At 58.2% G+C, this 21,503-nt stretch carries 17 protein-coding genes; 6 read left to right on the forward strand and 11 right to left on the reverse strand.

The annotated features are described in order from the left end of the window. Window positions 1-102: 102 nt before the first annotated feature. The 4 genes from ACQQ2Q_RS05725 to ACQQ2Q_RS05740 form a co-directional block, all read right to left on the reverse strand. Entirely contained in the window at window positions 103-2,316 is a 2,214-nt protein-coding gene (locus ACQQ2Q_RS05725) for an FAD-dependent oxidoreductase (protein ID WP_428186052.1), read from the reverse strand. A gap of 16 nt (window positions 2,317-2,332) precedes the next feature. Beyond that, window positions 2,333-2,716 (reverse strand): cupin domain-containing protein, encoded by a 384-nt coding sequence (locus ACQQ2Q_RS05730; RefSeq protein ID WP_428186053.1) that lies wholly within the window; start codon window positions 2,714-2,716, stop codon window positions 2,333-2,335. A gap of 2 nt (window positions 2,717-2,718) precedes the next feature. Then, the gene (locus tag ACQQ2Q_RS05735; protein WP_428186054.1) at window positions 2,719-3,927 is read right to left on the reverse strand and encodes an acetyl-CoA C-acetyltransferase; all 1,209 of its coding nucleotides are present in this window, start codon (window positions 3,925-3,927) and stop codon (window positions 2,719-2,721) included. Window positions 3,928-4,005: 78 nt separating this feature from the next. After that, window positions 4,006-5,799: an acyl-CoA dehydrogenase C-terminal domain-containing protein gene (locus ACQQ2Q_RS05740; protein WP_428186055.1), complete on the reverse strand. Its 1,794-nt coding sequence runs from the start codon at window positions 5,797-5,799 to the stop codon at window positions 4,006-4,008. Window positions 5,800-6,214: 415 nt separating this feature from the next. Here ACQQ2Q_RS05740 and ACQQ2Q_RS05745 point away from each other — a divergent pair, with 415 nt between their 5' ends. From ACQQ2Q_RS05745 to ACQQ2Q_RS05755, 3 genes are all read left to right on the forward strand, one after another. Then, complete coding sequence (locus ACQQ2Q_RS05745; RefSeq protein WP_428186056.1) at window positions 6,215-9,928, forward strand: peptidoglycan-binding protein; 3,714 nt, start codon at window positions 6,215-6,217, stop codon at window positions 9,926-9,928. 210 nt (window positions 9,929-10,138) lie between these two features. Continuing rightward, window positions 10,139-11,062, forward strand: coding sequence for a sulfite exporter TauE/SafE family protein (locus ACQQ2Q_RS05750; protein WP_428186057.1), 924 nt, complete (start codon window positions 10,139-10,141; stop codon window positions 11,060-11,062). Further along, window positions 11,062-11,865, forward strand: coding sequence for a TIGR02186 family protein (locus tag ACQQ2Q_RS05755; RefSeq protein ID WP_428186058.1), 804 nt, complete (start codon window positions 11,062-11,064; stop codon window positions 11,863-11,865). The genes ACQQ2Q_RS05750 and ACQQ2Q_RS05755 overlap by 1 nt, the downstream gene beginning before the upstream one ends. 3 nt (window positions 11,866-11,868) lie before the next feature. Here ACQQ2Q_RS05755 and pdeM read toward each other — a convergent pair whose 3' ends face one another. The 5 genes from pdeM to ACQQ2Q_RS05780 form a co-directional block, all read right to left on the reverse strand. Next, complete coding sequence (pdeM, locus tag ACQQ2Q_RS05760; RefSeq protein WP_428186491.1) at window positions 11,869-12,585, reverse strand: ligase-associated DNA damage response endonuclease PdeM; 717 nt, start codon at window positions 12,583-12,585, stop codon at window positions 11,869-11,871. Window positions 12,586-12,621: 36 nt separating this feature from the next. Beyond that, window positions 12,622-15,129, reverse strand: a complete 2,508-nt coding sequence (locus ACQQ2Q_RS05765) for a ligase-associated DNA damage response DEXH box helicase (RefSeq protein WP_428186059.1) — start codon at window positions 15,127-15,129, stop codon at window positions 12,622-12,624. A 112-nt stretch (window positions 15,130-15,241) separates the two neighbouring features. Next, a complete protein-coding gene (locus tag ACQQ2Q_RS05770; RefSeq protein ID WP_428186060.1) occupies window positions 15,242-15,877 on the reverse strand; it encodes a YitT family protein in 636 nt (211 codons plus the stop codon). Window positions 15,878-15,997: 120 nt separating this feature from the next. Continuing rightward, the gene (locus ACQQ2Q_RS05775; RefSeq protein ID WP_428186061.1) at window positions 15,998-16,633 is read right to left on the reverse strand and encodes a YitT family protein; all 636 of its coding nucleotides are present in this window, start codon (window positions 16,631-16,633) and stop codon (window positions 15,998-16,000) included. 124 nt (window positions 16,634-16,757) lie between these two features. Next, window positions 16,758-17,702: a methyltransferase domain-containing protein gene (locus tag ACQQ2Q_RS05780; protein WP_428186062.1), complete on the reverse strand. Its 945-nt coding sequence runs from the start codon at window positions 17,700-17,702 to the stop codon at window positions 16,758-16,760. A 157-nt stretch (window positions 17,703-17,859) separates the two neighbouring features. Between ACQQ2Q_RS05780 and ACQQ2Q_RS05785 the strand changes: the two genes are divergently transcribed. Genes ACQQ2Q_RS05785 through ACQQ2Q_RS05795 form a run of 3 tightly spaced genes read left to right on the forward strand, consistent with a single transcriptional unit; the run spans window position 17,860 to window position 20,008 of the window. Beyond that, on the forward strand, window positions 17,860-18,126 hold the full coding sequence (locus ACQQ2Q_RS05785) for a DUF6460 domain-containing protein (protein WP_428186063.1): 267 nt from the start codon (window positions 17,860-17,862) through the stop codon (window positions 18,124-18,126). Between the two features lie 13 nt (window positions 18,127-18,139). Continuing rightward, the gene (locus tag ACQQ2Q_RS05790; protein ID WP_428186064.1) at window positions 18,140-18,622 is read left to right on the forward strand and encodes a CAP domain-containing protein; all 483 of its coding nucleotides are present in this window, start codon (window positions 18,140-18,142) and stop codon (window positions 18,620-18,622) included. A gap of 36 nt (window positions 18,623-18,658) precedes the next feature. Further along, complete coding sequence (locus tag ACQQ2Q_RS05795; RefSeq protein WP_428186065.1) at window positions 18,659-20,008, forward strand: MATE family efflux transporter; 1,350 nt, start codon at window positions 18,659-18,661, stop codon at window positions 20,006-20,008. On the opposite strand, the gene ACQQ2Q_RS05800 is transcribed toward ACQQ2Q_RS05795, so the two are convergent. Both ACQQ2Q_RS05800 and ACQQ2Q_RS05805 read right to left on the reverse strand, forming a co-directional pair. Further along, the gene (locus ACQQ2Q_RS05800) at window positions 19,984-21,072 is read right to left on the reverse strand and encodes a quinone-dependent dihydroorotate dehydrogenase (RefSeq protein ID WP_428186066.1); all 1,089 of its coding nucleotides are present in this window, start codon (window positions 21,070-21,072) and stop codon (window positions 19,984-19,986) included. The genes ACQQ2Q_RS05795 and ACQQ2Q_RS05800 overlap by 25 nt on opposite strands. After that, a complete protein-coding gene (locus ACQQ2Q_RS05805) occupies window positions 21,069-21,416 on the reverse strand; it encodes a DUF952 domain-containing protein (RefSeq protein ID WP_428186067.1) in 348 nt (115 codons plus the stop codon). Before ACQQ2Q_RS05805 ends, ACQQ2Q_RS05800 begins: the two co-directional genes overlap by 4 nt. Between the last annotated feature and the right edge of the window lie 87 nt (window positions 21,417-21,503).

Below are 21,503 nucleotides of genomic sequence, written 5' to 3' on the forward strand. Positions count from 1 at the left end.
CATTCGACAGATCGTGCATGACGCGCATAGAAAAACAGCGCCTCAACCATTGGCCGAGGCGCTGTATCTCATAGTTTCCCCCCAACGGATGAAGCGCCGGCTTTATGCGGCCTTTTGTTCTTCGGCGTAGGGGTTGAAGCGCTCGTAGAAGGTTTCGCCATTGGCGGCCATTTCCACGAGAAGCGGGGTCGGCTTGAAGTGGTCTCCGTAAGCGGCGGCCAGCTTTTCGCACATCTCAACGAAGGCTTTGACGCCCATTCCGTCGATATAAGACAGCGTACCACCGGTGTAAGGGGCAAAGCCGAAGCCCAGGATGGAACCGACATCGGCTTCTCGCGGGTCAGTTACAATGCCTTCTTCGACAGTACGGGCTGCCTCCAGCGCGATCGTGGCAAGCAGACGCTGCTTGATGACGGTCATATCGACCTCATCCGGGTCCTTCTGCGGATACAAATCCTTCAGGTCTGGCCAAAGCGACTTTTTCGCCGGCTTGGGCGGGTAGTCATAGAAGCCCTTGGCGTTTTTGCGGCCAAGGCGGCCCAGAACATCGACCATTTTTTCGACCAGCGCCATGTGTTCAGGCTTGACCGATTTGGGGCCGAGATCGGCAATGGATGCCTTCATGATCTTGTAGGACAGGTCGATCGCCACCTCGTCGTTTAGAGAGAGAGGACCTACAGGCATGCCGGCGAACTTGGCGGCATTTTCAATCATGACCGGGGGCACTCCCTCGATCAGCATGTCATAGGCTTCGTTGATATAGCGGAAGACGCAGCGATTGACATAAAAGCCACGGGTATCGTTGACGACGATCGGTGTCTTCTTGATCGCCGCGACATAGTCGAGCGCAACCGCCAAAGCCTTGTCGCCCGTCTGTTCCCCGAGGATCACTTCCGTCAGCATCATCTTTTCGACCGGTGAGAAGAAGTGCACACCGATGAACTGCTCAGGCCGTTTGGAATTCTCGGCAAGGCCCGTGATCGGCAGGGTGGAGGTGTTGGAGGCAAAGATCGACGTCTCCGGCAACACGGCCTCAACCGCTTCGATGACGCCCTTCTTGACCTTGCGGTCTTCGAATACGGCCTCAATGACCAGATCGGCATTTGAGAGAGAGGCATAGTCGTCTGATGGCGTGATGAGAGATAGCAGCTTCTCACCATCCTCCTTGGTTAAGCGCCCCTTACCAATGGCACCGGCCACCAGGCCTTCGGACACGGTCTTGCCCTTGCCGGCTGCTTCCATGTCGCGATCGATCAGGGTAACGGGAATACCGGCAGCGGCGGTCACATAGGCGATTGAGGCGCCCATGAAGCCCGCGCCGACGACGCCGATATGCTTGAATTCGGTTTTTTCGACGCCAGCCGGACGGCGAGCACCCTTTGCCAGTTCCTGCATGGACACGAACAGCGAACGTATCATCGAGAATGCTTCGGTGGTCTGAAGGATTTCGGTGAAATAACGCTGTTCGATTCTGAGCCCCGTATCGAATGGAACCTGCAGACCTTCATAGACACATTTCAAAATGGCAAGCGCTGCTGGATAATTGCCGGCACTTTCGCGACGCAGGATGGCCGGTGCTGCCGGCCAAAGCTGCGCTGCCTGCGGCGTCCAGATGCCGCCGCCGGGTGCCTTGAAGCCCTTCTCGTCCCATGGGGCAACAGGCTTCAGGCCATCCTTGATCATCTGCTTTGCAGCCGGAACAAGCTGGTCGGGTTCCACAACCTGATGAACGAGGTTCATGGCCTTGGCGCGCGCCGGTGTGAGCGACTGGCCGGTGGTCATCATCTGGAGAGCAGACTGGGCATCGGCCAGACGCGGCACGCGCTGGGTACCGCCAGCACCTGGAAAAATGCCGACCTTGACCTCTGGCAGCGCCATCTTGACCGATTTATGATTTGAGGCCACACGACCGTGGCAGGCGAGAGACAACTCAAATGCACCGCCCATGCAGGTGCCGTTGATGGCGGAAACCCAGGGCTTGCCATTCGTCTCGATCTTGCGCCACAGCCAGTTCATGCGACCGGCGGCATCGAAGAGTTTCTGCACCGCGCCTGCGGGATCCTTCGCCTTTTCCTCGCCGATCATGGAGAACATTCCCTTGATCATGGTGAGGTCGGCACCGCCGGAGAAGGTTTTCTTGCCGGAGGTGAAGACGACGCCCTTGACGGCTTCGTCAGCGACTGTGGCATCAACGATCGCCTCGATCTCGTCCATAACATCGACGGTAAAGACGTTCATCGACTTGTCGGGCATGTCCCAGGTGACGAGTGCAATGCCGTCGGCGTCGGTTTCGACTTTGAAGTTGGTGTAGGTCATTGTGTTTCCTCTCCGATCAGGCCGACAAGTGGCTGCGCTGTGCGTCAAGTGACTTGGTCTTCTCGACCACGACATCGCCGGTATGCTTCGTTTCGGACGGCTCAAAGAGCATGATCCAGCATTCCTCTAACGCAACCGGATTGTGTTCGACTCCCTTCGGCACAACATGAAAATCGCCGGACTTCAGATGAACTGATGGGCGGTCGCGATATTCGATGGTCAGTTCACCCTTCCATATCAGGAACAGTTCGTCCTCTTCACTGTGCGAATGCCAGATCAACTGGTCTTTGACCTTGGCGAGCTTGAGGCTCTGGCCATTGACATCGGCGATCACCCTTGGCGACCAATGTTCGGTGATATGAGTGTACTCATCCTCGATCGTGCCGGTGTTGAAACTCATCTTCAAACCCTCTCAATCACAGTCGCGGTGCCCATGCCGGCACCGATGCAGAGCGTGACCAGAGCGGTGTTCAGATCGCGGCGTTCCAGCTCGTCAAGCACGGTACCGAGGATCATCGCGCCGGTGGCACCGAGCGGATGGCCCATGGCGATTGCGCCGCCGTTGACGTTCATCTTCGAATGATCGACTTCAAAGGCCTGCATGAAGCGAAGCACGACGGCGGCAAATGCCTCGTTGAGTTCGAAAAGATCGATGTCGGAAATCTTCATGCCGGTCTTGGCGAGCAGCTTTTCGGTGACGTCGACAGGCCCCGTCAGCATGAGGGCCGGATCGGAGCCGATATTGGTGAACGCGCGAATGCGGGCTCGGGGCTTCAGCCCCATGGTTTCGCCGCCGGCCTTGGAGCCGACCAGGACGGCAGCTGCGCCATCGACGATGCCGGAAGAATTACCGGCGTGATGGACATAGTTGATCTTCTCGATTTCCGGATGGGCCATGATGCCGACAGCTTCGAAGCCGCCCATTTCACCCGGCATCTGAAAAGACGGATTGAGGCCAGCCAGCGACTGCATGTCGGTGGATGGGCGCATATGCTCGTCTTTGGCAAGGATTGTCAGGCCGTTCTGATCCTTGACCGGAATCACCGATTTATCGAAATAGCCCTTTTCCCAGGCATGTCCCGCGCGCTTCTGGCTTTCGACAGCGTAGGCATCGACATCATCGCGGGAAAAACCGTATTTGGTCGCAATCAAATCGGCAGAGACGCCCTGCGGCATGAAATAGGCCGGGAAGTTGACCGATGGATCCATGTACCAGGAGCCGCCCGACATGCCCATGCCAACGCGCGACATGGATTCGACACCACCGGCGATAACGATTTCGTCGGAGCCGGCCATGACCTTGCCGGCAGCGAAATTGACGGCATCGAGGCCCGACGCACAGAAGCGCGAGATCTGCATGCCAGGTGCCTTGTTGGAATAACCGGCCTCAAAAGCTGCAGCCTTGGGGATCACAGCGCCGGCATCCATGACCGGATCGACGCAACCCATGATGATGTCGTCGACGTTTGCGGTGTCGAGGCCGTTGCGGTCACGAAGCGCCTCGAGGGTCTTGGCGGCGAGACGCACGGACGGCACCTCGTGCAACGAGCCATCCTTCTTGCCGCGCCCGCGAGGCGTGCGCACGTGATCGTAAATGAAGACGTCTGTCATTGGTTTCTCTCCCTTCAGCGCTCGGGGCGCCGGAATTTCATTTCTTGCTCTTCTCCCCCGCCGGGGAGACAACGAGGATCAAAACGCTTCCGCAGCCATGTCCATCATGGTGTCGGCACCGGCTTCGATGCGCGTCTTGCGTAGCGCCGTTTCGGGCAGCAGACGCTCCATGAAGAATTTTCCGGTGAGAAGCTTGTTGTTGTAGTAAGCGGCATCGCCAGCACCGTTTGCCAGCGCAGCGTTCGCGGATTTTGCCATCTTCGCCCACATATAGCCGAGGACGACCAGACCGAAGAGGTGCATGTAGTCGGTGGAACCGGCACCGGCATTGTCGGGCTTGGCCATGGCGTTCTGCATAAACCACATGGTGGATGCCTGAAGGTCGTTCAGGCCCTTCTTCAAGCTCTTGGTGTAGAGCACCAAGGCTTCATCTTCGCGGTTTTCCTCGCAGAAATCTCCGATTTCCTTGAACAGGGCCATGACGGCGCGACCGCCATGCATGCCAAGTTTGCGTCCGACAAGATCAAGCGCCTGAATACCGTTTGCACCCTCATAGATCATGGCGATGCGGGCATCGCGAACATACTGGCTCATCCCGTGTTCTTCGATGTAGCCGTGACCGCCAAAGACCTGCTGGGCCATCACTGCATTGTCGAAGCCCTTGTCGGTCAACACACCTTTCAGGATCGGTGTCATGAGGCCGAGAAGATCGTCGGCCGTCTGGCGGTCTGCCTCGTCGGTGGAGCGATGCGCAATGTCGGACTGCAGAGCCGTCCAGAGCAGGAAGGCACGACCAGCCTCATTGAACGCCCGGATGGTCATCAACGTGCGGCGGATATCGGGATGCACGATGATCGGATCGGCTTTCTTGTCAGGCTCCTTGGCACCAGACAGCGAGCGACCCTGGATACGCTCGCGAGCATAGACGACAGCGCTCTGATAGGCGGCCTCGGAAATTGAAAGACCTTGCAGGCCGACGCCGAGACGCGCCTCGTTCATCATCACGAACATGGCCGAGAGACCCTTGTTCTCGGCACCGATCAGGTAGCCGGTGGCATCGTCATAATTCATCACGCAGGTGGCATTGCCGTGGATGCCCATCTTGTGCTCAAGCGCACCGCACGTGACGGTATTGCGCTCGCCGAGCGAACCATCTTCGCCGACCATAAATTTAGGCACGATGAAGAGCGAAATACCCTTGGTTCCCTCCGGAGCGCCCTCGATGCGAGCCAAGACCAGATGAATGATGTTGTCGGTCATGGAGTGTTCGCCGGCAGAGATAAAGATCTTCTGGCCGGAGAGCTTGTAGGAACCATCTGCCTGCGGGACCGCCTTGGTGCGAAGCAGGCCGAGATCGGTGCCACAATGGGGTTCGGTGAGGTTCATGGTGCCAGACCATGTGCCCTCGACCATCTTCGGCAGATAGGTTGCCTTTTGCTCGTCAGAACCGTGGACCAGAATGGCAGCGATAGCGCCCTGGGTGAGACCCGGATACATCATCAAGGCCATATTGGAGGACGACATGTATTCGCCAACCGCGGCATGCAGCGTGTAGGGCAGGCCCTGGCCGCCGAATTCCGACGGAACTGCAAGGCCTATCCAGCCGCCCTGGCAATAGGCGTCATACGCTTCCTTGAAGCCAGACGGCACACTGACCGTGCCATCGTCGCTGCGCTTGCAGCCTTCCTGATCACCGGAAAGGTTGATCGGGAACAGTTGTTCTTCTGCTACCTTCGCCGCTTCCCCGATGATCGCTTCGATCATGTCCGGGGTGGCATCTTCGAAGCCAGGAAGGTTGTGATAGCGGTCGAGACCGAGCACATCATTCAAAACAAAGAGCGTATCATTTACCGGGGCCTTGTAGACAGGCATGAATATCTTCCTCCGAGACTTTTGCCGGACCGAACCGGCTCCCTGCGATGCTTATATAAAATATTGACGTGCGCGTAAACGTCAAACAATTCCTCCCATCTATTTTTGTTTACGGCCCGCAGTTCTCCTCGCCCAAGGTTCATCCGCATTGTCAAAATACAGATACATGAGAAATCGTTAAAAAAAATTCATTCCAGTTAACGGCTTGTTTACCACGTTTCGACAATTCTCGGGATCGAAACGTGATGCATTCAAACGAGTCGATCTTTGCGACCGCCCCAGGCAGCCAGTGCTTGCCATTCCGGTGAACCGCAACCGCTTGAGACCCCGTGAAGCTTGCATCGCAAAGTCTGAAAGCACGCCAGCCTGGTGCCGATCAGCGCCAGGCAATGTCACAGCGAGCAAGAGCAAGAATATGAACGGATCTCGATCCACACCGCCCCGCCATGCAGAAGCTTCGTCACTGGACGCGCTGAGCCGGACCATCGAGGGGCTGGAGGCGAGGATCGAAGGGCTGATGTCATCAACAGCGCGTGACACACGCCAGCAGGTTGAGACACGTCGTGACTGGAGTATGTCGGAGAGTTCGGCACCTGCAGAGCGCAGCCGACCGGTTTCGCCGGAGCGTTCCCGCCGCGCGGATCCGCTTGCCGAAATCCGTGAGCGTCAGCGCGCATTGGAGGCGAGCCGCCAGCAACCTGCTGCGCCGGCCGACCGTGTTCGCCTGCGGGACCGCACGCCGATGCCGGCACCACGCCCGATCGAGCGGGCGGCTGTCGAGTCAAAAGCGCTTGTGAGCGAAATCACAGAAGCGCTGCTTGGCTTGCGGCAGGATCTGAAACACGACATCTCGCAAGGCGTATCCCGCGAACTCGATACACTGCGCGCTGAGATCCAGGGCCTGAAGAGTATCGCCGGTGACCGCCATTTTGGTGAGGAAATGCGGGCCGACATTGCTCGGCTTGCAAAGAGCATCGATCACCTTGGACAACAGAAGACGCCGGTGGGCGACAATCTGCGGGCTGAATTCGACGAGTTGCGCTCGCTAATGGACGGTCTGGCACGCGAAGACTCCGTGCGCGGTATCGAGCAGCGCTGGACAGGCGTCGAGGATCGCCTGGAGGATCTCGGGCAAAGCCAGAAGGATGCGAGCTGGCTGCGTCAGGAAATTGTCCAGCTTTTCGACCGGCTGGAAGAGATCAAGGGACAGTTGACGTCGATGGGCGACAGCCGCGCCATCCGCGCGCTGGAAGACAAGTTGATTGCTGTTGCCACAGCGCTTGAGCACATCGGCAGCCATATGGATCCGAACGAGCGCGCGCTTCAGGAGCAGTTCGCCGGGCTCGATCTGCGGCTGGACGAAATTACCCGCGCTATTGCGGCAAGCAATAACCGTGCACCGACACCTTCCATCGACCCCAGAATGATCGAACGGCTGGAAGACAGGATTGCCAGCATTGGTGCTCAAATCGGCCATATCTCAGCGGCAAGTGCTTTGCAGAGTGAGCCCACCGACGAGATCGTCGGTCGGCTGGAAGCGCTTTCGAACCGTATCGAAGAGATGGCCAGCGCCCGCACGGCTAGCAATCTGGAAGAGCGGCTGGACCAACTCTCCCAGCTGATCGAGCAACAGCAACAGCCGTTTCCGCAGCCAGACCTGACTGATCATCTGCTGGATATCTCGCGCAAGATCGATGCGCTCGACCAGGGAACCGTGAGCAACAGTCTTGCCGACCGCCTGGACCATCTTGCCCGCATGATCGGCGAAATTGAACAGCCGGCGCCCGCACCTGCCATCGATGACCGTGCCTTGCGCACTCTTGATGAACGGCTGGCGATGATTGCCGAGCGGCTGGATGAAACGTCACGTGCGCCCGCCGCCGACACCGTCTCGCTGCGCGGACTTGAAGAGCAGATCGCCCATCTTTCCGGTTTGATCGGCAATGTATCGCAGATGTCGGCACCTGCGGTGGATGGCGAAGTCACCGAGCGCATTTCCAGGCTCGAAGACTATGTCGCGACCAGCGACGAATACATCATTGAAGCCGCCCGGCAGGCCGCCGAAGCCGTGATGGAGAATTTCTCCCGCAATGGCATGCAAGGCGGTGTCTCTGCACCACAGCTTGAAACCATTACCGCACTCGCCGACAATCTGCGTCATCTGGAAGATCTGAGCCGCGACAACGAACATCGCACGCAAAAGACCTTCGATTCGCTGCAAGATACCTTGCTGCAGATCGCTGATCGGCTGGACAGCCTGCATCATGATGCGGACGAGCCGCCGGCACGCTATGTCGAGACGGCCCCAAATATTGTTCGCGAAGCGCAGCCAGCACAGCAATTTGCCTATACCGGTGAAGATGACCTTCTGGACGCGCCGACCGACTTGCCGCCGTTGTTTGGCAATGATGCTGACCGATCAGAGCCGGATCTCGTGGCCGAACTGGACGTGACAGCTTATGCCACCGAGCACAAAGCCTCCAAGCCGAGCCTTCTGGCCGGCCTTGGCAAGAAGCTCATCCCGGGTCAGAAAAAACAGCCTTCTGAGCCTGCGGCGCGTCAGGTGCTTGATCCGACGCCGACGATCGATCCGGTTGGCATTATTCCGGACGACGACGCCAATGAACTTCTAGAGCCCGGTACGGGTGCACCTGACGTTCGCAAGATCCTTGAGCGTGTGCGCGCCAGCAAAATGGGCAATGGCGCCGACATCGCGGCGCCCGCTGACGGCGAGCGCACAGACTATATTGCTGCGGCCCGCCGCGCGGCGCAGGCGGCAGCGCAGGATGCCGGCAACACACAATCGACAAGCACTGGATCCAAGGCTGCCAAGGACGGGGCCTCCGCGTTTTCGCGCTATCGCCGGCCCATTCTACTCGCAGCAGGCGCGGTTCTGCTGGCTGTCATGTCCATGCCTCTGGTCCGGACACTGACACAAGGCAATGAAAACCCGCCTGTCATCGAAACCACATCGCCCGTCACCGATGATGCGTCCGCGGTCGGTGCTGCAGCCACTCCTGAAGTGACCGCTGACGCTCCGGTTTCCAGCGACCCTGCGATTGAGAACGTTGCGCCACTTGCACCACTCACCCCACTGGATGAAGAACTGTCGACAGAGGAGGCTTCAACGCCCGGTGCGCCGATGGATACATTGGAAACGCCTGCAGAGCCTGCGACAGGGACCGATGCCGCGCCAATCCGCAATGTGACGCCGGATGAGGCCGCAACGGACGAGGGCACCAACGCAGCTCAGGCCACGCCAGCTGCTGCAGCTTATGAAGTACCGGCCGCCATTTCTCCTGCTTCCCTTTCCAAGGCAGCCGCTGAAGGCGACCCGCTGGCGCTTTTTGAAATCGGCGCGCGTTACACTGAAGGCCGTGGCGTTGACGCCGATCTCAAGGAAGCAGCCCGCTGGTACGGATTGTCAGCCGACAAGGGTTTTGCACCGGCGCAGTACCGCGTTGCGAACCTTTACGAAAAGGGCACAGGCGTCCAGCAGGACCTCAACAAGGCCATGGAATATTACGAACTGGCTGCAGCACAGGGCAATGCCGCAGCCATGCACAATCTTGCCGTGCTGTTTGCGTCCGGCGCGGCAGGCACTCAGGATTACGGTCGCGCTTCTGAATGGTTTATCCAGGCCGCCGAACACGGGGTACCGGACAGCCAGTTCAACCTGGCCATCCTCTATGCGCGCGGCAATGGCGTGCCACAGAGCTTTGAAGACTCCTACAAGTGGTTTGCGATTGCAGCCAAGGATGGCGACAAGGACGCGGCGCAAAAACAGGAAGAAGTGGCGAGAGCCCTGACGCCTGAGCAGCTTTCCAAGGCCAAAGCGGCGGTGGAAGCCTGGAAGCCCAAGCCGCTGGATGTCGATGCCAATGCCGTGAATGTGCCTGACGAATGGGTTGGAAAAGGCACATCGACCGGCTCCATCGACATGAAAAAAGCGATCCAGAACGTTCAGGCGATCCTCAACAAGAACGGCTTCAACGCCGGTACGGCTGATGGCGTTATTGGCGCAAAGACGGTATCCGCGATCAAGGCATTCCAGACTTCGGTTGGCCAGAAACCAACGGGTGAAATCGACGATGCCCTGGTGAAAGAGCTTTTGGCGCGCAACAAATAACACGGCCCGTCACAAAAGCGGTAAAAAGCCCAGCTATTACGCGGTTGCGAATTGACTTGCCGCACCTGCGAGCGCAAGAAAAATAAGCTCCAAGCCGAACATCGCCAATGGCTTGGATGCGTCAGCCACCAGCCCGTGACGGGCGGCGTTCATTTATGCCGCGACAAGTCTCGCTTGATGCAGAGACTGTCGCATTCTTGAGGTCCCACAGTGACAATCTACCTGCCGATTGCAGAATTGTCGGTGAATATTTTCATCATCCTCGGCATGGGCGCAGCTGTCGGTTTCCTATCGGGCATGTTCGGTGTCGGCGGCGGATTTCTGATCACCCCGCTGCTGATTTTCTACAATATTCCACCCATCGTTGCGGTCGCCACTGGCGCCAATCAGGTTGTCGCTTCTTCTGTGTCCGGTGCAATGACGCATTTCCGGCGAGGGACGCTCGATATCAAACTCGGATGCGTTCTATTGGCGGGCGGCTTATGCGGCGCTTCGGCAGGCGTTTGGCTGTTTTCTTTGCTTCGTCGGCTGGGCCAGATCGATCTGTTCATTTCGCTGCTCTATGTCGTGCTGCTTGGCTCGATCGGTACCTTGATGCTTGTGGAAAGTGTAAGAGCGCTTCGCCGTGCAGCCCGTAATGAGGCGCCTGCGCCACGGCGACCCGGACAGCACAGCTGGGTACACCGCCTGCCCTTCAAGATGCGCTTCAAAAAATCGAAGATCTATCTGAGCGTGCTTCCGATCATAGCGCTGGGTTTCTGCATCGGCGCACTCACCCCGATGGGTATCGGCGGCGGCTTCATTCTCGTGCCCGCCATGATCTATCTGCTGCGCATACCGACTGGTGTGGTGGTCGGCACATCGCTGTTCCAGATCATCTTCGTGAGTGCGTTCACGACGGTTGCTCAAGCAGCAACCAATTATTCCGTCGATATCGTACTGGCCCTGATGCTGATGGTGGCAAGCGTCGTCGGTGCGCAATACGGCGTGCGTGTGGGGCAGAAGCTGCGCGGCGAGCAACTTCGCGCACTTCTTGGACTTCTGGTGCTTGCTGTCGGAACAAGGCTGGCAATCGCGCTGGTTCTGACACCGGACGACCTCTTCTCCGTGGCGGTGGGAGGCTTTGCAAACTGATGCGGATGGCTGTTCTCACCCTGCTGGTACTCCTGCCGCTTTCCCTGCCAGCAATGGCGCAGGTGCCTTTTGCACTGACACCACAGGTGGCAGGTGAAGAGCAGCTCGACATAGGAACGTCGACAAACGAAATTGCCATCACTTCCGACTTTCGCGGTGCAGACCTCACTGTTTTTGGATCACTGACGAATACCGACAGCCTGCTTCTGGCGATCGGGCAATACGATATCATCGTGACGCTGGAAGGTCCCCGCACGGAAGCGACCGTGCGACGCAAGGAACGGTTCTTCGGCATTTGGGTCAACCGTCAGTCAATGACCTTCGAGCGGACTCCGGAATCCTATTCGCTGGCCAGTACGCGTCTGGTCGACGATATCGCACCTGCTTCCACACTCAACTCGCTGGGGCTTGGCATCGATCATCTGGCGCTGTCGCCGACTGGATATTTCTCGGGCGGCGCGAATATCGGCAACTTCCGCAATGCCTATCGGCGGCTGATGCAGGCGCATGGTCTTTATCAGGACCAGTCCAACGGCGTGCGGTTTGTCAGCTCCAACCTGTTCCGGGCCACACTGCGGCTGCCCGCCAATATTCCCAACGGCGTCCATGTGGTGCGCGCTTATCTGTTCAAGAGCGGCCAGTTCGTCACCCAGAAGGACCTGCCGCTCAGAGTGGTCAAGACCGGGTTGGAAGATGCGATCTCGGAAGCGGCCCACGAGCGTCCGTTTCTTTACGGCTTGATGGCCGTGATGATAGCGCTTGTCACCGGCTGGGGTGCCAGCCTGTTGTTTCGCAAGGACTGAAGCTCACCCCAGAAGGTTGGCAAAGCGGACCGAATAGATCCGGTCTCTGCCCAGCAAATGGGCAATCAGTCCATGGCGATTAAACAGTCCCGTGAATGCCTTGTGGCGCAAATCCAGGCCACCGGTCAACACGCCGAAAGATGGCATGATCAAGCGGGCGCCATCCGTTGCGAAACAGGGGCGCCGCACGGATTTTCCGCTACGGCGCACGGTGGCTGACGGATGCAGATGCCCCGAGATCTCGCCGGGCAGCGCAGTCCGTGATGGCTCATGGCGGAAGACGAGGCCGGCATGGGCAAGTTCCTCAACCGAGACTCCCGGCAGATCGACGGTTCCATCGGGATCGTGATTGCCAGCGATCCAGACCCATTCGCGTCCGCGGGCCATGGCCTGGATCATTGTACGAAAGACATCGGGTAAAAGCGCTGAGCCCTTGCGGTCGTGGAAATTGTCGCCCAGGCTGACGACGATCTGCGGATCGTGGCGCGCGATGACTGTCTCCAGAAGGCGCAATGTCGCCAGCGTGTCGTAGGGCGGCAAAAGCTGGCCCCTCCGGGCGAAGGCGGCACCTTTTTCGAGATGCAGGTCCGAGACTAGAAGGAGGCTCTGCTCTGGAAAGAACAGCGCGCCGAAAGGATCGCAGATCGCCGACACGCCGTTGAAGACAATCTCGACGCTATCGGTCCCGGATGTGGGAATTTCCTTTTGCGCGAGCGCCATTCGGTTCATGCGTCGTCCTTCATACGGCAATCTCAATCACGCCATGGCTTCGGCGATCAGATCTTCTGCAGCCTCGGCCAGCACGGCATCCTGTGCTTCGCCCATCACAGTCTCCTTGCCGATTTCCAGCAAGATGGGCACAGCCAGCGGGGAAATGTGATCCAGCCGCTTATGGGTGATATGACCCTTGATTCGTGACAGCATATCGCCGAGGCGGCCGATATCCAACAGGCCCGTTGCCGCATCCTCACGCGTCGCCTGCAACAGGATGTGGTCGGGCTCATGGCTTCGCAATACGTCGTAAATGAGATCGGCGGAGACTGTGACCTGACGACCGGACTTTTCCTTGCCCGGATGGCGCTTCTCAATCAGCCCGGCAATGACGGCACAGGTGCGAAAGGTGCGTTTCAGCATCCAGCTTTCATTGAGCCAGGCCTCCAGATCGTCTCCCAGCATGTCTTCATCGAAGAGTTCCGGTAGACCGAGGCGCCCGGATGCGATCATGGCACCCATGTCTTCCAGCCCCCAGATGGCGAGTGAGTAATCCGTGGCCACGAAACCGGCTGGCTTTGCACCCATGCGCTCGAGACGACGGGTCAACAGCATCCCGAGCGTCTGGTGCGCAAGGCGACCCTCGAAGGGATAGGCGACGAGATAGAAGCGTTGGGAGCGTGGGAAGGTTTCGATCAACAGTTCCCCACGTTTGGGGAGAACGGATTTTTCCTTCTGGATCGACAGCCAGTCGCGCACCTGCTCGGGTAATGTCGGCCAGCGGGTCGGATCATCCAGCATGGCGCGCACTTGATCTGCGAGATAGGTGGAAAGCGGGAACTTGCCGCCGGCATAGGCCGGGATCTTCGGATCCTGCGAGAAGGCGTTGGAGACGAGGCACTCGTTTTCGCGGATGCCCTCAAAGCGCAACACCTTGCCGGAGAACAGAAAGGTGTCGCCTTGCGACAACTGCTCGAGGAAATACTCCTCCACCTTTCCGAGCGTCATGCCGCCGCGACCGATCGAGCCCAGATGATTGCGCTTGACCAGCCGGACATTGAGCATCGGCATCTCGACGATGGTGCCAAGGTTCAACCGGTATTGTTGTGCGACCTGCGGATTGGAGACGCGCCAGCGACCCTCATTATTCAAGCGGATGCGCGCATATCGCTCATAGGTTCTAAGCGCATAGCCGCCGGTTGCGACGAAATCGACAATGCGGTCAAAGGTGATGCGCGGCAGCGCGTAATAGGGTGACGCAGAGGTGACCTCGGCAAAGAGTTCATCCGCACCGAAAGGTTCGGCGCAGGCCATGCCGAGCACATGCTGGGCCAAAACATCAAGCGCGCCCTCGCCCACCGGCGGCGTGTCCTGAGCGCCGAGGTAATTGGCATCGAGCGCTGCCTGACATTCCATGACTTCGAAACGATTGGCCGGCACGAGAATGGCGCGGCTGGGTTCGTCCATACGGTGATTGGCGCGACCGATGCGCTGGGCCAGACGCGAGGCCCCCTTCGGCGCACCGACATGCACAACCAGATCGACATCGCCCCAGTCGATTCCAAGATCGAGCGTAGACGTGGCAACGACGGCACGCAGCCTGTTTTCCGCCATGGCGGCCTCGACCTTGCGGCGCTGCCCCACATCCAGCGAGCCATGATGGAGCGCTATGGGCAGATTATCGTCGTTGATGGTCCACAGTTCCTGAAACAGCCGCTCTGCCTGAGAGCGCGTGTTGACGAAGATCAGCGTGGTCTGGAACCCCTTCAGCACCTCATAAAGCTCCGGCATGGCGTATTGGGCTGAGTGGCCAGACCAAGGCACGCGATCTTCTGTCTGAAGGATGGTGATATCGGGCTTGGCGCCTCCATCAACGGTCACGAGACCGGACAACGCCTCGCCTTCAGGAGGCTGCGCGACCAGCCATCGTTGCAGATCCGGTGGATGGGCAACTGTCGCCGACAGTCCAATCGTTTGCAGGTCAGGCGCGTGACGGCGAAGACGCGCCAGCGCCAATGACAATAGCTGGCCGCGCTTGGAGGTGACCAGCGAATGCAACTCGTCGAAGATGACGAATTTCAGGTCCTTGAAGAAGCGTTGCGCCTCTCCGTTTGCGAGCAAGAGCGCCACCTGTTCAGGCGTGGTGAGCAGAATATCAGGGGGCGCCAGCTTCTGGCGCTGGCGTTTGTGCTGCGGGGTATCGCCGGTACGATTCTCGATTGTGAGAGGCAGCCCCATTTCCTCCACCGGCTTCATGAGGTTACGCTCGATATCGACGGCGAGCGCCTTCAGCGGGGAGATGTACAGCGTGTGAATGCCGGTGAAGGCGGTGCCGGGTTTCTTGCGACCACGGCGGGCAAGATCGGTCAAGGACGGCAGAAACCCGGCCAGCGTCTTGCCGGCACCGGTTGGGGCAATCAGAAGCGTGCTTTCGCCTCGACCGGCACGCTGCAGCAATTCCAGCTGATGGGCGCGCGGGTGCCACCCCTTTTCCGCGAACCAGCGGAGGAAGGGGACAGGGAGATTGGAGAGATGGGCCTCATCAGTGTTCACCGCTCCAAGTTAGTGCAGTTGATCCGAAAGAGAAGCTCTATTGCCAGCAAATGATTTTGCACGCCCCGCCATCTATCGGCGCAACCTACAAAACTTTACGTTGCGAGGGCTGCTACATCGCAATGTAGCGGTCCTTGCGGTGGTTGATGGCGAGTGTGATGTTCAAGACCACCGCACCAATGACAGAGCAAAAAATGATGAAGGGGCTGGCGACAAAGAAAGACCCAATCAGCACCAGACTGTCGAAGAAGAGCTGCGAAAAGCCGGCTCTCCAACCTAACCGGTCCTGCAGATAGAGCGCCAGAATGCCGAAGCCACCAAGGCTTGCCTTATGGCGAAAGAGTACCAGCAAGCCGGTTCCGATCAACAATCCGCCGAAGACTGCCGCGACCAGCGGATCGATGTGGCTGATGCCGATAGCGCGCGGCACCGCCTCCGTGAGGAAAGATGTGAAAGCGATTGCGGCGAATGTTTTCAGGGTAAAGCCGAGACCGAAACGACGGAAGGCAAGGTAATAAAAGGGCAGATTGACGAGGAAGAATATCGGACCGAAAGCAAAGCCTGTGGCATAATGCAGAAGAAAGGCCACACCTGCGGTGCCGCCCGTCAGGAGACCGGCACTGGATAGAAGCAGGACGCCAAGTGAGGCCATCATACAGCCGGCGATCAGACCTTGAGCATCTTCGGCAACCGAATGACGGTCGGACTTGGATGACCAGAGATCTGCAAATCCCAGCTTCGATGCCATCAATATACCCCTTCGATAATTGAACGCGGCGGACGAACCCACGCTTTGCCTGTTCATGATGCGCAGTGCTCAATGCGTCAAGTCATCTGGTCGACAACACCACTTACGCTGGACCCAACGTTAGCGCAGCGCGATATAGCGATCTGAACGGTGATTGATGGCCAGGAAGATGTTCAGCACGACGGCACCCAGGATCGAATACATGACGATGACGGGACTGACGACTGCAAATGCCAGCATCATGATGACGAGATCGAAAGCCAGTTGCACAAGACCGGCGCGAATGCCGAAGCGATCCTGCAGGAAGACGGCAAGGATGCCGATGCCGCCCAGACTTGCCCGATGACGATAAAGTGCAAGCAGGCCGAAACCGATCAACAAGCCGCCCAGAAATGCACCCCAGGCCGGGTTCAGAAACTGAATATCGATAAAGCGGTTCTGCAGTTCCACAAGCACAGACGTCAGGCCGATCGCCACGAATGTCTTCACTGTGAAGTCCAAGCCAACACGCATGTAGGAGAGAATATAGAATGGAAGATTCAAGATGAAGAACAGTAGGCCGAAACCCCAGCCACCCCAATAATGCAGCAGGAACGCCAATCCGGCCGTTCCGCTGGTCACGAGGCCGACCTTGCCGAGCATGAACAGGCCGAGGGCCGCGATCATACTACCGGAAACGATACCCTGAATGTCTTCGAGTGCTGTGTGCTTGGCCGGGTTTTTGTTCCACAGACCTGCAACGCTCATATTTGCCATATCCGCCGTCTCCAACCCTGTTAAAGCGACCAATTCTGGCATCAGGATGAGCGCAATTCCATTATAAGGCAAGGGCGATATGTCAGCAATGTTGACCTATTGAAAATTCGCAACTTCCGTACATTCAGGTGTGTTTTCGTGCAACAAAGAGTATGCCAGGCACGTCTTCGCCGCCATCCTTGCGAATGGCCGTGCGCTCGGTTGCCAAGGTTTCGAAGCCGAATTGCCCGAGCAATGTCTCGACATAGGGTTTGGAATGCCGATAGCGCAAAGAAGGCGCTAGATCGAAGCCCTCGTCCGCACCCGAGTCTTCCACTGAAAAAGCGAAGACGGCACGCGGGGACGTCAGACGCATCACCAATTCAAAGGCTGCCTCCAGATTGCCAAGATAAATCATCACGTCCGCGGCGCAGGCAAGAGATGCGCGAAACTCCGGCAATACGTCATTGAAGAGGCCTGATTGCGCGGCATCTTGAGTGAGATCTGCCTGCCCGAGATGATCGTATATCGCCTTTTCTTCGGCCTTCGCCAGCATGTTGGCGGAGAGATCGAAACCCTCGAGGCGATCCACCTTTCCGCGAATTTCCGGACCCAACAAACCGGTGCCGCAACCGAGGTCGACGGCAAGCACAAAAGGGATACTGGACGGAACCGTGCGCTCCAGAAGGGCGCCAAGCTTTTCCGGGATGCTGTAATCGAGCTTTTCGACAAGCGCATCTTCGAAGCGTTCCGCATAATCGTCGAACAAGGCTTCGACATAAGCCGTTGGTGGCTGGTCCGGCACCTCAACTGCACCCAACAGGGCGAGCTTCAATTTGGCAGCAAAGATATCCTCTGGATCCAAGGTCAGCAGATGCTGCAGGGCCGCAATGGCTCCGCCCTTATCGCCTGCCTTTTCACGGTAGTGCGCCAGATTGAGCCAACCCGCAGTCCATAGGGGCGCCATCTCCAGCGCCTGTTCCATGAGATCGGCTGCGGCCGCAGAATCTCCATTGTCGTCCAACATTCTAGCGTAGTCGAAACGGCGGTCGATGACGACATCGCCGGAGGAGAATTGCATCGCGTGCATGAGAAAATTCCGAGAGGGTGCGCGGTCTTGACCGATACGCAGATAAAAGACAAGGGTCATTTTTGCTCAAATTCGCACGAGCCCTCGTTTGTAGCTCCGAACCTGGTGCTTGCGCGTGTGCGTTGCGCCGCCTATGTGATGGCAAAGGAGAATGCCAATGTCCGAGCGCGTGAACCGGTTCCTGGGCGATACGCCAGGCCGCACCCTGTTGAAATTGCTGGTGGTGTCGCTGATTGTCGGCTTCCTGATGTCGATATTCGGCGTTTATCCCATCGACCTGATCAATGGCATCCGCGACTTCTTTGCAGAGCTGTGGTATCGCGGTTTCGACGCGCTTGGCCGGTTTGGCGATTATCTGCTTCTGGGTGCAACAGTGGTCATTCCGGTGTTCATCATTCTGCGGCTCGTATCTTCGCGGCGTTAGCATGAGCATCAACATGAACCGTCGGAGTCTGATCGTTTTGTTTGCTACGACTGCAGGCGGCTTGCTTGCAGGCTGCACGACCACCGATCTGTTGAGCACCAATGACGGTCCATCCCGTGACGAGACGGCAGCGTCGCTTGATCTCATCAATGCCTTGCGCGCCAGCAAGGGACTTGCCTCTGTCTCGGCAAATCGCTCGGCACAGGCTGCCGCCCTTCATCAGGCCAAGCGAATGGCAAGCGCGGGCAAGATGAGCCACCTGATCGGTTTAAGCGACAGCTTTTCGCGCCGCATGAATGCGTCGGGAGTTCCCCTTCCCGCAGCCGAGAACATTGCGGTCGGGCAGGCCGATGCGGCGGCCGCGTTTGAGGCGTGGCGACGCTCACCGAAGCATCTGGAGAACATGCTCGGCAACTATCGGGGGCTGGGCGTGGCAGTCGCACAGAATCCCTCTTCCTCAAACCGCCCCTATTGGGCAATGGTTCTGTCCGGCTAAACGATTCTCCTCACCCAAACCGGACAGGTCAAAGGCATGGACAAGCAGGCGCCCGCGCGCACCGATGGCGCTTTTGAGGTTACGCATCGGCTTGTGCTGTCCATCGCGGTGCCGATGACATTCGGATTTCTGACCACACCACTCCTGGGCCTGACGGACACAGCTGTCGTCGGGCGATCCGGGAGTGCCGCTGCCCTTGCTGGCCTTGCTATCGGTGCGGCCCTGTTCGACCTTTTATTTGCCAGCCTGAACTTCCTGCGCGCCTCGACCACCGCCCTGGTGGCGCAGGCTTACGGGCGACGTGACGCGCATGAACAGCAGATCGTATTCTGGCGGTCCATGGCACTGTCTGTTTCGTTAGGGCTTTTCATACTGGCGCTCTCGCCATTGCTGTTGTCGGCGGGCCTATGGATGATGGGGCCAGAAGGTTCGGTTGCAGTTGCAACATCGATCTATTTCTCCATCCGCATCATGGCAGGTCCTCTTACACTTGCGAACTTTACCATTCTTGGCTTCGTACTGGGCCGGGGTCAGGGCACGATTGGGCTGCTACTGCAAGCACTGCTCAACGGAACCAATATCGTGCTATCGATCTATCTTGGCCTCGTACTCGACTGGGGCATTGCCGGGGTGGCATGGGGTACGCTGATCGGTGAGGGGGTGGCAGCGATCGCGGGCGTTTTGATCGTACTGTCGCAGTTTCGTACAGTCCAACGCCCTTCGCTTGCGGAGATCGTCGATGCTGCCAAGCTGAAAGCTCTTTTTGCAATCAATCGCGATATTCTGATCCGTTCATTCACCTTGCTGGCGGCGTTCACACTGATGACACGGATCGGCACCAGTTTCGGACCCGTGGTCCTGGCGGCCAATGCCGTGCTGATGAATATCTTCCTGGTCGCCGGTTATTATCTGGACGGATTTGCCAATGCGGCAGAGCAGATCAGCGGACGGGCCATCGGGGCAAATTACAGGCCCGCTTTTGACCGCGCACTGAAGCTCACAGGGATCTGGTCTTTCGGCCTGGCAGCGATCACCACCGGCTTCTTCCTGATGTTTGGCGATGCAGTGATCGATCTGATGACGACCGCCGAGCCCGTGAGGACAGCCGCCTATGACTATCTGCCCTGGGCCGCACTCACTGCATTGACGGGAGCGCTTGCCTTTCAGATGGACGGAATATTCATCGGCGCAACCTGGTCGAAGGACATGCGAAACATGATGATCGCTGCCTTTGCCGGTTACCTGCTGGCACTCGCCATTCTGGTGCCGCTGTTTGCCAATCACGGGCTTTGGCTGTCACTCAACCTTTTCCTCGCGCTGCGTGGGCTTTTCTTGCTGATCCGGGTGCCGCGCAAGCTCAATCAGACCTTTTCTGCCAACCAGTGATTGAGCCTTGTGTCGCGTAATTCCGAGACCGATGTCATTCCGGCCTCGTCAAGTGTGGCTGACATATCCTTCAGGATCCTGGCCGCCAGCCCCGGCCCTTCATAGACCATGCAGGAATAAAGTTGTACGAGATCGGCGCCAGCCTTGATCTTCTCGAGCGCCGTCTCGGCGGACGAGACACCGCCCACACCGATGATTGGCATGTCGGGACCGACGCGCTTGCGCATGCGGGCAAGCACGGCTGTCGACTTGTGGAACAACGGTTTTCCGGACAGACCGCCAGCCTCGGATGCGAGCCGCTGGTCGCTGACACCCTCGCGCGCAAGCGTGGTGTTGGAGACAATGAGGCCATCAAGGTCATGACCGAGGGCTTCGGCCGCTATGTCGTCCAGCCCCTCGTCGGTCAGGTCGGGCGCAACCTTCAAGAACACCGGTTTGCGGACGCCGGCCTTTGCGGCTTCTTGATCGCGCGCGTCAAGAACGGCCTTCAGAAGAACGGCAAGACTTTCGCGGCCCTGGAGATCCCGCAGGCCGGGCGTATTGGGCGATGAAATATTGGCGGTGAAGTAGCTCGCGACACTGTAGAAAGTCTGGATTCCGGTTACATAGTCGGCAATGCGATCTTCGCTTTCCTTATTGGCACCAATGTTGACCCCGACGATCCCGAATTTGTCACGCGCTTGAAGGCGGTGAAGAGCGGCAGCGTGGCCCTCGTTATTGAAGCCAAGGCGGTTGATCACGCCTTCATCGTCAACAAGGCGGAAAATACGTGGTTTGGGATTTCCAGACTGCGGCTTTGGCGTCAGTGTTCCGACCTCTGTAAACCCAAAGCCGAGCTTCAACAGTGCATCGGGCACATCTGCATTCTTGTCATAGCCAGCTGCCATGCCAAGCGGATTGGCGAAGGTGAGGCCGGCAACACTGACGGACAGACGTTGATCGATGCGTGGAGCGCATGACGGCATCATACCGGTTTTCAAGGCAGCGATAGACATGCCGTGTGCCGTCTCGGCATCGAACAGAAAGAGGGCTTTGCGACCAACAGACTTGAACAGATCCATCATGCCGGCATCTCCGGAAACTGGTGACTGCCGTCAGCACCCAATGGCAAAGGCTTTTCCCAAAGAATGGCGTCCATTGGAAGATCGGCAAAGAGATGCGGGAAGAGATCGCCCGCGCGCGATGGCTCGAAGCGTAGCGCGTCACCCAGTCGATCCACCTCGACTGCGACCAGCAGCAGACCCGATTGACCGGCGAAATGGAGTTTGGCGGTCTCGACTGCTTGTCTTGCCGTGGAAAAATGGATGTAGCCATCCTGCAGGTCAATGGATGCCCCCTTGAAGACACCTTCAGAACGAGCCTTCTGCCACAATTCCTGCGGCACGATCTTGTATATTGTCTTTGACATCAGGCGCTATCCCTCATTCTTAATGGTCAGCGCTTAACCAGAAACGATCCGGCTGTCCACGCCCAGCCGCAACGAGGCTGTTTTATC

Origin of the sequence: Agrobacterium sp. ES01 (assembly GCF_050320885.1) — a bacterium.
Lineage (GTDB): Bacteria > Pseudomonadota > Alphaproteobacteria > Rhizobiales > Rhizobiaceae > Allorhizobium.

What these genes read in the sequence shown, in the direction of transcription:
- ACQQ2Q_RS05725 (WP_428186052.1), bottom strand. Translation starts at nt 2,316, where the DNA reads ATGACCTACACCAACTTCAAAGTCGAAACCGACGCCGACGGCATTGCA.
- ACQQ2Q_RS05730 (WP_428186053.1), bottom strand. Translation starts at nt 2,716, where the DNA reads ATGAGTTTCAACACCGGCACGATCGAGGATGAGTACACTCATATCACC.
- ACQQ2Q_RS05735 (WP_428186054.1), bottom strand. Translation starts at nt 3,927, where the DNA reads ATGACAGACGTCTTCATTTACGATCACGTGCGCACGCCTCGCGGGCGC.
- ACQQ2Q_RS05740 (WP_428186055.1), bottom strand. Translation starts at nt 5,799, where the DNA reads ATGCCTGTCTACAAGGCCCCGGTAAATGATACGCTCTTTGTTTTGAAT.
- ACQQ2Q_RS05745 (WP_428186056.1), top strand. Translation starts at nt 6,215, where the DNA reads ATGAACGGATCTCGATCCACACCGCCCCGCCATGCAGAAGCTTCGTCA.
- ACQQ2Q_RS05755 (WP_428186058.1), top strand. Translation starts at nt 11,062, where the DNA reads ATGCGGATGGCTGTTCTCACCCTGCTGGTACTCCTGCCGCTTTCCCTG.
- pdeM (WP_428186491.1), bottom strand. Translation starts at nt 12,585, where the DNA reads ATGGCGCTCGCGCAAAAGGAAATTCCCACATCCGGGACCGATAGCGTC.
- ACQQ2Q_RS05770 (WP_428186060.1), bottom strand. Translation starts at nt 15,877, where the DNA reads ATGGCATCGAAGCTGGGATTTGCAGATCTCTGGTCATCCAAGTCCGAC.
- ACQQ2Q_RS05775 (WP_428186061.1), bottom strand. Translation starts at nt 16,633, where the DNA reads ATGGCAAATATGAGCGTTGCAGGTCTGTGGAACAAAAACCCGGCCAAG.
- ACQQ2Q_RS05780 (WP_428186062.1), bottom strand. Translation starts at nt 17,702, where the DNA reads ATGCACGCGATGCAATTCTCCTCCGGCGATGTCGTCATCGACCGCCGT.
- ACQQ2Q_RS05785 (WP_428186063.1), top strand. Translation starts at nt 17,860, where the DNA reads ATGTCCGAGCGCGTGAACCGGTTCCTGGGCGATACGCCAGGCCGCACC.
- ACQQ2Q_RS05790 (WP_428186064.1), top strand. Translation starts at nt 18,140, where the DNA reads ATGAACCGTCGGAGTCTGATCGTTTTGTTTGCTACGACTGCAGGCGGC.
- ACQQ2Q_RS05795 (WP_428186065.1), top strand. Translation starts at nt 18,659, where the DNA reads ATGGACAAGCAGGCGCCCGCGCGCACCGATGGCGCTTTTGAGGTTACG.
- ACQQ2Q_RS05800 (WP_428186066.1), bottom strand. Translation starts at nt 21,072, where the DNA reads ATGATGGATCTGTTCAAGTCTGTTGGTCGCAAAGCCCTCTTTCTGTTC.
- ACQQ2Q_RS05805 (WP_428186067.1), bottom strand. Translation starts at nt 21,416, where the DNA reads ATGTCAAAGACAATATACAAGATCGTGCCGCAGGAATTGTGGCAGAAG.